Raw genomic sequence first — 11,121 nt, forward strand, 5'->3', positions numbered from 1 at the left:
ATTTATGTTCATATTAAGGAAGTTCTTTAACATTACACATTACAAAAAAATTGTACCTGTCGTATTACTTTCATGCGCGACACTGATAGGCTGTTCTAATAGTAATACGCAATCAGAATCAACTAAACAAACAAATCGAACCAATCAAGTTAAGCAAGAAAATATAGGTAATCATGCTTTTGCTAAACTTGAAAAAGAATATAACGCTAAGCTTGGTATTTACGCACTGGACACAAGTACGAATCAAACTGTTGCTTACCATGCAGATGATCGTTTTGCATTTGCCTCTACATCTAAATCATTAGCAGTGGGAGCTCTTTTACGTCAGAATTCAATAGAAGCTCTTGATGAAAGAATTACGTATACACGTGAAGACCTATCTAATTATAATCCAATTACTGAAAAGCATGTGGATACAGGAATGACGTTAAAAGAACTTGCAGATGCTTCTGTTCGATATAGTGACAGTACGGCACATAATTTAATTCTTAAAAAGTTAGGTGGTCCATCCGCATTTGAAAAAATCTTGAGGGAAATGGGTGATACTGTTACTAACTCCGAACGATTTGAACCTGAATTAAATGAAGTAAATCCAGGAGAAACACATGATACGAGTACACCAAAAGCAATCGCTAAGACGCTTGAATCTTTTACATTAGGAACTGTACTACCATCTGAGAAACGTGAACTGTTAGTAGATTGGATGAAGAGAAATACGACTGGGGATAAATTAATTCGTGCTGGTGTACCAAAAGGATGGGAAGTAGCTGATAAAACAGGTGCAGGATCTTATGGAACAAGGAATGATATCGCAATTATTTGGCCACCAAATAAAAAGCCGATTGTTCTTTCCATCCTTTCTAATCATGATAAAGAAGATGCAGAATACGATGATACACTTATTGCAGACGCTACTAAAATCGTGTTAGAAACTCTAAAGGTTACGAATAAATAAAAATAGGTTAAAAGTTTTCCATTTTAGTCACGTGTATTCTCTGTTAACAGACACATGCATGCTACTCAAGTCAACTACTCCCACTGAGATGAAGCGTTTCAGTGGGGGCTTGAGTTAGAACTCTAGGTCTTTTCTTCTATCGCTTTCCCACTTGCACCACCCTTTCAAAAAAGAGCAATTCTTCCTTGTGGAAGAAGCCACTACTCAGATGAATCCGACGTGTACTACAAGCCTCGACAAGTCGAATACACATGGATGGTTGAAGCACCCACTAAGCTATGCGCGAAGTAACAGCCTTACGTTTGTGCACTTCTAATAGAATCGGCGTTTTCACTTTAAGATTTTCATCTGATACAGTAAGATTAATTACTTCCTGTAGTAGACTTTTTACTGAATCTATTTTTATCTTATTTGTTTTTTCTAATATCTTGTACTTCTATTGTTTGATCGTTATGACTGGTACTTGCTCGGTGTCAGAAATTTTACTGTAACCATAATAGAGTAGAAAAAATAATAAAATAATTGTCCAAATAAATATAAACACTTTATAATCATACTTCATATGAAAAACCTCATTTTCCCTATATAAGTGAATGTACATACACCTTATAAATTCAATTACATAAATTATTGGATGTTTTAGTTGTAAAAAATCATTAAAAATTAGAAATCGTTATTCATAAACATATCCAAGAAATCTTCAAAAAAATATCATCTAGGCATTTTAACATTTCATAAAAATGCACAGATGATATTTTTACGTTTAGCTAAGTAATGTTTTTTATGTAATAAATCTTTATCTCTATTTCACCTTAATGTTTATATGTACAAGAGTCTGTGTAGCAACTAGGCTGTACTTTAAATATGTACTAATTTGTGTGTGGGAAAGGAAGCACATTTTATTTAAAGTTGTTACTTTAAACCCCTTAATTAGTTGGTAGTCTTCTTCATTCAGACAGAAAGGAAATTTAAAGTGTGCACGTATTTTCAAATCAGGCTCTTTACTACACACACTCCTATCCACATAAAAACATCTATAGCTTTTTGTAACGTTACAGAAATTAAAGGAAATAAAAATGAAACAATTTTAATGTTAAGTTACATCTTTGTAACAAAAATGTAACATAAATCATTTAATCATACAATACTTTTTTAACTAATTATCAACAAAGTTCTATTAATATCGTTCAAGTTTAATAATGTTCCCATAGACTATTACAATTAGAGTTGCTTGTGTTTTATTAGATAGATACGAAATTCATATGATTTATTAATTATCCTTCATTTCAGCTCCATTTCGGCATGTGTCTGTTATACAATAAACATATACTTGAAAGGCAATGGAGTAACTGTTTATTGTATAACAGACAATTAAGATAGCTTCCTGTCATCTCTTGCCCGAAACCAATTCATCTTCACCTACTCAATTCGCGTTCCTTTTGGAAGGAGTCTTCTTGGCTAAAATGACAAAAAAGTTGAGGATTCCCCCAACTTTTTTATACATTTATTTTCTTATTAATCCTGTAGATGTAACCTGATATGTTCTTTTCTTTCCTATATATTCCTGTTTTCCATTCTCAAGGTTAGTTAAAGTCGCTCTTGTTTTTTCCTTTGCTGCTTCCCCTTCTATATGAGTAAATTCTATATAATCTCCCACTTTTATAGATACTGTTTGGGTTTCAGCATTTTGTTGTCTATTTCCCATGATTTCTTTATTGTACATAACGCTACCAGACGAGTTCTGGACTTTAATACTTGCATATGTACTATTGAAGTGAGAATGCGGTACGCCAGCTTCTAATTTGATTTTCAGCTCTTCTACTGTTTGATTATAATCTACTTTTGCAATTTCTCGATCACTATATCCTTTTAATGACCATGCAAATTGCTTTCCATCTAGAATTGTTGTCTCTGGCATTTTTTCTAATTTCTTTAAGCCCTCTTTTGTAACCTGGTATCTTGCTGTCTTTCCAATAGTTTCATTTTTGTTATTTTCAAGATTCATTAATGTTGCGCGTGTTTTTTCCTTTACTGCGTCTCCTTCTATATGAGTTAATTCAATGTAATCTCCCACTTTTACGGGCACTGTTTGGGTTTCAGCATTTTGTTGTCTATTTCCTATGATTTCCTTATTGTACATAACGCTACCAGACGAGTTCTGGACTTTAATACTTGCATATGTGCTATTGAAGTAAGAATGCGGTACACCAGCTTCTAATTTGATTTTCAGCTCTTCTGCCGCTTTATTATAATCCATCTTTACAATTTCTCGATCACTATATCCTTTTAGGGACCATGTAAATTGATTTCCGTCTAAAATTGTTGCTTCTGGCATTTTTTCTAATTTCTTCAAGCCTTCTCGTGTGACTTCATACATTGCTTTTTTTCCAAAGCTTTCTTGTTTACTGTTGTCTAAATTTGTGAAATTCGCTCTATGTACACCTTCAAGATGTGTTAATTCAATATAATCTCCTACTTTAACTGGAACTTTTTGCGATTCAGCATTTTGTTGTTTGTTTCCATAAACATCTTTATTATATACTACTTTTCCTGATGTATTTTGTACTTTAATACTCGCATACGTTTCATTAAAATAATGATGCGGTACGCCTGCTTTTAAGTCAATTTGCATTTCTTCTGTCGACTTATTGAAATTGATTTTTGCAAACTCAAAATCACTAATTCCTTTTAGGGACCATGCAAATCGATTCCCTACTAAAATATCAGAATTTCCATTTGTAATTCCTACTTTTTTCTCTACAGTTCGATCAAATATATCTGTTAATGTAATTTTAGCAAAAGCTGTTTGAGGCAATTGCATAGTTTGACTTACCTCAGTTTGGTAGGACTTAATATTATCAATTACTTTTAAAGGTTGTCCCATTAACTTTTCATTGTCATAGATTTCAATTTTCCCTTTAAACTGTGGAGTACTTTGTTCCTTCAATTTCCATGAAACATTTAATTTTCCAGCTTCAAAGCGAGTATTTTGGATATCAAAATCTAAATTTCCCATTTCTGGTTGACTAGGCTGATTTATATTAAAAGTTTTTCCAGTACCAATAGTTGATTGAGTATTTCCTCCTGCCCTAACCCATAGATATTCTGAAGTTGCTCCTCCATCGTATTGATAGGACGTATCATGTTGCCCAGAGATACGCTGATTATTCCAAGAATTCCATTGTTTATCTGAAACTTTTCTGCTGTATCCATTTTTAAGACGTGCTTCTCTTACATCTTGTCCATTACCAGCCCAGTCCTCTTGAAACATCGATATACCATAGTTAAATGCAACATTCGCAACTGGATGATCCATAATAGCAACTAACTTCCATTGATTTAATGTATTATCTTTTATCCACTGGCCAAACTTTGTATGGCCATCTTCTTGCCAAGAGCGTAGAGTCATTCGATACCATTCACTATCTTTCCAATTATAAGTTGTTTGTACCTTCAGACCTGTTCCTTCTCCACCAAATCTGCTGGCTTCTGAAGTCGGCGATAAATATTCAGCTTTTATTGCTTGGTTTGATGCTATTGGATCCCAAAGTGCAAAGTGAAGGGTACGTTTACCGAATTGATCAAAACCACTTTGTTGTTGGAAGCCCGCATAACCACCACCCTCCCCTCCCTGATTCCAGTTATGCACAGCCCAATACGTATAAGGTGCTGTTTGGACTGGTGACCAGTCTATGCTAATAATATCTGAAGCAGCAGTATTTTGTGGTGTTACATAAACTGATGGGGCATGTGATCGGGTTGCTGCCTCTGTACTAGAAATTGGTGCTCCATACATTGACAACATGGTACAAGCCGTTGAAACCATAACAATTCTTTTTATTTTTCCCCTTGTTTTTACTTTAAACATAACTTCCTATCTCCTTTTAAATTATTTTAGTTACATTGAATAATAACCCTATATATCCCTTTAAACAAATTATGTAATAAAGTAACATTAGCTCTAAAATCTAAATATATTCAATGTTTTTTACACTGCTATTATTAATCAAATTATAGTATTTTGTATTAAAATCGTATGATTTAGGACTAAATATAAAGTGAAAATTTTATAAAATTTCATAAATATGTAGTTTTAGATATTTATGATGAAAGACCCACTAAATAACTTAATTGATTTTATAAAAGATTTCCTTTCGTTATTGATTACACTATTAAACCCAGAATTGTTTACTAGAAAAATGTTATGTAAACTTCGGTTTACCGATTAGACAAAATAGTTTATCAATTTGCTGATATCTTATCATTATTTAGAAAGAGCCTACTTAAAAACGTAGACTCCTTTAGGTATCTAAACATTACATATATAACAAACATAAAAAAATTACATCGAATTCTTCTGTTAGTTTATTTAATATTTAATGACGTAGATAATGTATTCCAAGGTGCATTTGTAGATGTATTTTGATATTTGAATTGTCCATTTTGCTGTCCCGAAGCATCCCATTTATATTCCCAACCATCAACTGTTCTATCACCATTAATATCAATCATCTTAGAATCTACTTTTTTTAGTTTTTGACCACTCATTTGAGCAATTGGATTTCTACCATATCCCATTTCATTTGTATAAATGTATAAATAGCTTCCTCCATGATCTTTAACCGTACTTAAATTGTTTGGACCAATAAATTCAACTCCCCCTAATTGAGATTCAACTTTTACTACATTTAATGATGTTAATGGTGGTGCAGGTGCTGCAGATACATCTGTCGCTAAGCCAACTGTTGCTCCCACTACTAATGATGAAACTCCTACAATCATTCTTTTTAGCATACACTCATCCCCTTTCCATTTAATACAAATTGATTCTATCATAATAATTTCATACATTTCCTTCCCTTTAAAAGAGTTAACAAAAAGTACCCATTTATATATGAAATTGTGCATATTCATTGCTTTTCACCCTTTATACTTATCATAAATCATACTAAAGTATAATTAGTTCTCTCCCCTGATTGACTTACCACATTTGGACCCATCTCAAGGTGGCTTTTCTAAGAACTAAAAAATGGTACATAGTTCACTGGTTTAACAAATAAATAATAGAATTGCAAAGTCACCTTAATTTAAATTGACTTTTCCTCTAGTATTATAAGCAAGATCCACCACTTGCATCGATTAACTCACCAGTTATCCAACGACTATCTGATGAAGAAAGAAAACCTACAATATTAGCTATATCATTAGGTTCTCCCCACCTATTAAAAGTCGATAAACCTGCAGCATATTTTTGTCCATCTCTATTCCCCAGCGTCTCAGCGTTCATTTCTGTGTTAATTATGCCTGGGAGAATTGCATTTACTGTAATACCACGAGCACCAAGTTGTTGAGCTAAAGTATGAGTGAGTGTATTTATTGCCCCCTTAGATATACTGTAGGCAAAAACACTTGGGGAGGCTACTCTTGTGACAAAAGACGAAATATTTATAATCCGTCCTCCATCTTTTAAACGCGGCAAAGCCTTTTGAATAATGAAAAATGGAGCCTTCACATTAATATTCATAACCTCATCAAAAGACTCCTCTGTAGATTCCTCTAACGTTAAAACCTGCCCAATTCCAGCGTTGTTTACAAGGATATCAAATGTAGTATTACCTATATATTTTTGAAGAGATTGATCCATCATTGAATACAAGTTATTAATGCCATTAAAAGTACTTAAGTCTGCACTAATCGCAAATGCAGAACCGCCATCTAGTTTAATTTTATCCACTACACTTTCTGCTTCTTCTTTTCTTTTACTATAGTGAACAACGACTAACGCACCAGCATGTGCCAAATGTAAGGCAATACTTCGGCCTATCCCTCTACTAGCCCCTGTTACTAATGCAATTTTTCCCTTCAATTTATTCATCTCATCATCCCCTTGTTTAAAAAATTCTACTTAGTTATATCACAAGATACCCTTTGAAATGTTGCCCTTTCATTTGGTTTCCTTAAAGAACCTAGATAGTATTGCTACTAATTTTATTTAATACTAAACATCTAATTTTCTTTTGATGATATAGTGCCCTATATCAGTTAAGCTAGGAAAATGAATACCAAAAACTAAGAAAATTATAAAGTTAAGATTGTAGTACCTGAAAAATATTTAGTTTCTAAACCCTTGTTAAGTAGCTACGATGAGCAATTATACTAAACTAATAATGAAAAAAGGATCTGATATGAATATCAAATCCTTTTTTACAATGTATAATTATTTCACAGCTTCTTTTAATTCTTTTCTAGCTTTAAATGTCGGTGCTTTAGAAGCATTAATTCATATTAAATTAACATAATTATATACAGTTTTAACGAATTATATGTTGAACTTATTACATTCCAAGAAGTTCTTTACTTTTAGAATCGACAATTCTTCATTACCCTTAGACTTGCTCTAGGTCCCCTGTAGGGATTTTTTCGATAAACTAACATACTTCTTGTACGCTTTCTGAACCTTATCTCTACTATTTTGTATCCAGTTCAATGTTAAATCTTTTATCAAAATAGAAGTTAAAAAAAGAGCATGAAATAATATACATGAAATTAAATGAATATTACGATATATTCCCAGAGTCCTGATACATACTTTATTTAAATTGGAGAAAAGAAATCATTATCTACCCAGTTTTCGAGCGACTTATGGCTTCTTTTTTTCAAAAGAACGTGCACTATTCATACATAAATAATATATGGGATCTATTTTCAAGTCCATTACACTTATTCCTTTCTTAATTAACCCTTTTTATAGTTAATTTCGAATCTTGCTTTTGAGTTCTAAACCCTAATGCGATAGCCGCTCCAATACAGCTTGAAAAACATCCAGCAAACAAATACAGGGATGGATCTGACTCACCGATTAAAACGGAAGCTACCCCTCCAATTACAGGGAATAGCGCAACCATATATCCACTTCGAGCTCCTCCGATTTTTTCTACAAGCTTCAAATAGAATAACCATGCTACAAAAGAAGCAAATAGAGTTAAGTATATCAACATAGATACATATGAAAACGATGTAGGAAATGCAAATTCCTGTCCTTGAAATAATACAATTACTCCCATCAATAAACTAGCTACTGTAAATCCAATAGCATTTGCATAGATAGGGTTCACCTTGTGGCCTGCATTTCGTGCCGAGCTCGCATCACCTATTGCTGTAAGAAGCGTACCTAAAATTGCGACCATAATTCCTTTTATATCATTGAACCCTTGAACATCATTCAATTTCGGATAGATAAGAATACATACTCCTAATACCCCTAAAATCCCTCCAAACAAAACTCGTGAATGTAACTTTTCTTTCAAAAAAATTCGAAGTGCGATTGGAGTCAAAATTACTTTTAATGAAAAAATCAATGTTACAATTGCCGCAGAACTCAAAATTGTAGCGTAATAAAGGCATAAATAGCTTATTGCAAAGTTACATATACCAAAAACTATTACAAATGGGATATCTTCTTTGGTTGGCATCCCACTTGGTCGAAAAAAACAAACAAGCATCAAAAATAAAAAAGCTGTCATAACCAGACGGTAAGTTAAAGATAACTCTAAGCTGACAGGAGTTCCTTGAATTTTCACTGCAATAAAGTTAAGTCCCCATACAATCAAACAAAATATGTACATAAATATTGTCATAATTCTCCTCCTAGATTAAATTTTTTTATAAATTCATTATTTATTTATACTGTCATTTCTAAAAGGTACAGTTTACAATAAATACAAATGACAGATGGGGTATTAAAATAATGAAGGAACTAATATTTAATATAAATCGAAAAAGTAAAAATCCTATGTATCAACAAGTTTATCAATATATACGAACTCAGATTTTATCTGGTAAATTAGAACAAGGTAAAAAGTTGCCATCAATTAGACAACTTGCTAACCAATTAGAGGTCAGCAGAAACACAACTCAGGTAGCCTATGAACAACTGCAATCAGAGGGGTATATTCGAAGTGAGAACAAAAAAGGTTTTTTTGTAGAGGCTATTACATCGGATGAAACACTTAATTCTGAACTTATTAGAGAACAGCATCATGAAACAAATCATACTACCATGAAAACTATTGATTTTAAGATTGGGACAGTGGATCAAGAAAACTTCCCTTTAAAAAAGTGGAGAATGATTACAAACAAAATTCTTAAAGACTCTAGCATATTTTCATACGGAGAAAAACAAGGCGACATTAAATTAAGGAAAGCACTAGCAGATTACTTATTTCAATCAAGAGGAGTTACTACTTCTGCAGAACAAATTATTATTGGCAGTAGCACACAACATTTGTTATTAATTTTGTCACTAATGTTAAAGCAAGACTATCATTATATGGCAGTAGAAGATCCTGGATATAATGTGGCAAGGGAGCTTTTTGTTCTTCAATCATTTAATATTGATCCAATTCCTGTAAAAGAACGAGGCATTCAAGTCGATTTTCTTTTAAAATCGACTTCTAGACTTTTATATGTCACTCCTACTCACCACTTTCCGTATGGAGTGACCATCCCTGTCAATGAAAGACTAAAGTTAATTGGATGGGCAAAAAAGGTGGAAGGCTATATTATTGAGGATGATTATGATAGTGAATTTCGATATATCCATCAACCTATACCGTCTCTTCAAAGTTTAGATTCAAATGATAGGGTCGTTTATTTAGGAACTTTTTCAAAGGCACTCCTCCCCTCTATTCGTGTCAGTTATATGGTTTTGCCTAGACGGCTAATAAATGAATATAAAAAGATACTCCCTTTACTTGAACAAACATCCTCATCTATTCATCAGCGAACATTGGCAAATTTTATGAATGAAGGATATTGGTACTCACACTTAAGGAAGATGAAAGCTTTGTATAAACGTAAAATGAATCTATTAAATAAGGAATTATCAAAGCATTTTAAGGAATATGTCAAGATTAAAGGTGGTAGCTCCGGTATTTTCGTTATTATTGAAGTGAAAACAAAATTGAGTGAAAAAATGCTAATTGAAAGAGCACATGATCACGGTATTATAGTTTATCCTTGCTCAAAATATTTCTCGGAATATTTACCAGAATATCCTCATATTCAACTTGGATTTGGTAATTTATGCGAAGAAGAGATAATAAAAGGAGTCTCTCAATTAGCAAAAATTTGGTTCTAATAGGAAAAGAGATAGAATAATTAATCAATGAATGATTTTATTTAATTATTAATAGAAATCCCTTTAGTATTTTGAATTTTTTTACACTAAGTGATATTTTATTTTTTTATGCATAAAAAAAGACACCTTTAAGGTGTCTTCCTCCAAATTAATAACTGCATGTTATATCATAAACTTTCTCAATAATTATTAATTTAATCTTTACTTTTAAATATATCCTTTTAACATATTTTTTGAGAAACGATTTGGATATAGAGCAATAAGCATTTCATATGGACTTCCTTTCCAATAGCATTTTAATGGCGTCCATAATTTTTGTTTTATTAGCCATTTTTGATTAAATACTTTTAATAGCTGTTTTTCACCCAATTTTTCTTTCTCTTCAATAGTCCACCTTAACGCCTCTAATGCTTTACGTTTAGACCAATATCCAACAGGAGTAACTCTAAATTCCCATTCTTTAAAACGCTCTCTATATAAATCATTAATCATTCTAAACGGACTATTCCCCCAAATCATTTGACATGCTGATGCTAATCCATGGGTCTTTAACCATTTTATATTGTATATATCAAGCAATTGTTTAGGGGTTAATCTCTCTTTTTCTTCAATGGTCCATTTCAATGCTTCTAATGCTTTTTCTTTAGTCCAGAAGTTATTAGGGGTCATGCCAAATTCCCATTCTTTAAAACGACCTGGATAAAGATCATTAATCATTGCATACGGGCTACTATTCCAATACATAGCCAGAGGTGCACTAAGCTTATTTTTTTTCAACCATTTTTTCCCGTATAATCCTAAGAGCATTTCTTTTGAAAGACCCTCTTTTTCCTCAATAATCCATTTCAAAATTGCTAATGCTTTTTCTTTAGTCCAAAAATTCAAAGGAGTCATACCAAATTCCCATTCTTTGAACTGATTTGGATACAAATCATTAATCGCTTTAAAAGGGCTATTTTCATACCTATGTTTGAGTAATCCTCGTAGCCTATACTTTACAAGTAATTTTGTGTTCCACTTTTTTCTT

7 protein-coding genes are annotated in these 11,121 nt (G+C 32.4%); 2 read left to right on the top strand and 5 right to left on the bottom strand.

The annotated features are described in order from the left end of the window. The first annotated feature begins 4 nt into the window (after positions 1-4). Positions 5-955, top strand: coding sequence for a class A beta-lactamase BlaIII (gene blaIII / locus MR170_RS21460; RefSeq protein WP_098641027.1), 951 nt, complete (start codon positions 5-7; stop codon positions 953-955). Between the two features lie 1,504 nt (positions 956-2,459). On the opposite strand, the gene MR170_RS21465 is transcribed toward blaIII, so the two are convergent. The 4 genes from MR170_RS21465 to MR170_RS21480 all read right to left on the bottom strand — a co-directional run bounded on the left by MR170_RS21465 (position 2,460) and on the right by MR170_RS21480 (position 8,592). Further along, a complete protein-coding gene (locus tag MR170_RS21465; RefSeq protein ID WP_105433604.1) occupies positions 2,460-4,823 on the bottom strand; it encodes a putative mucin/carbohydrate-binding domain-containing protein in 2,364 nt (787 codons plus the stop codon). A gap of 497 nt (positions 4,824-5,320) precedes the next feature. Then, positions 5,321-5,806: a DUF4879 domain-containing protein gene (locus MR170_RS21470; protein ID WP_029442331.1), complete on the bottom strand. Its 486-nt coding sequence runs from the start codon at positions 5,804-5,806 to the stop codon at positions 5,321-5,323. A 259-nt stretch (positions 5,807-6,065) separates the two neighbouring features. Beyond that, positions 6,066-6,830 carry an SDR family oxidoreductase gene (locus tag MR170_RS21475; RefSeq protein ID WP_016081601.1) on the bottom strand — a complete coding sequence of 255 codons (765 nt, stop codon included), beginning with the start codon at positions 6,828-6,830 and terminating at the stop codon, positions 6,066-6,068. Between the two features lie 856 nt (positions 6,831-7,686). Beyond that, positions 7,687-8,592 (bottom strand): DMT family transporter, encoded by a 906-nt coding sequence (locus MR170_RS21480; protein WP_242309200.1) that lies wholly within the window; start codon positions 8,590-8,592, stop codon positions 7,687-7,689. Positions 8,593-8,702: 110 nt separating this feature from the next. Here MR170_RS21480 and pdxR point away from each other — a divergent pair, with 110 nt between their 5' ends. Then, on the top strand, positions 8,703-10,094 hold the full coding sequence (gene pdxR, locus MR170_RS21485; RefSeq protein WP_242309202.1) for a MocR-like pyridoxine biosynthesis transcription factor PdxR: 1,392 nt from the start codon (positions 8,703-8,705) through the stop codon (positions 10,092-10,094). Positions 10,095-10,301: 207 nt separating this feature from the next. On the opposite strand, the gene MR170_RS21490 is transcribed toward pdxR, so the two are convergent. Then, positions 10,302-11,121, bottom strand: an 820-nt coding sequence (locus tag MR170_RS21490; protein WP_242309204.1) for a DUF4046 domain-containing protein, incomplete at its 5' end; no start/stop codon positions are given.

Source organism: Bacillus cereus group sp. BfR-BA-01524 (genome assembly GCF_022662595.1).
Taxonomy (GTDB): Bacteria; Bacillota; Bacilli; order Bacillales; family Bacillaceae_G; genus Bacillus_A; species Bacillus_A thuringiensis_S.

What these genes read in the sequence shown, in the direction of transcription:
- blaIII (WP_098641027.1), top strand. Translation starts at nt 5, where the DNA reads ATGTTCATATTAAGGAAGTTCTTTAACATTACACATTACAAAAAAATT.
- MR170_RS21465 (WP_105433604.1), bottom strand. Translation starts at nt 4,823, where the DNA reads ATGTTTAAAGTAAAAACAAGGGGAAAAATAAAAAGAATTGTTATGGTT.
- MR170_RS21470 (WP_029442331.1), bottom strand. Translation starts at nt 5,806, where the DNA reads ATGTATGAAATTATTATGATAGAATCAATTTGTATTAAATGGAAAGGG.
- MR170_RS21475 (WP_016081601.1), bottom strand. Translation starts at nt 6,830, where the DNA reads ATGAATAAATTGAAGGGAAAAATTGCATTAGTAACAGGGGCTAGTAGA.
- MR170_RS21480 (WP_242309200.1), bottom strand. Translation starts at nt 8,592, where the DNA reads ATGACAATATTTATGTACATATTTTGTTTGATTGTATGGGGACTTAAC.
- pdxR (WP_242309202.1), top strand. Translation starts at nt 8,703, where the DNA reads ATGAAGGAACTAATATTTAATATAAATCGAAAAAGTAAAAATCCTATG.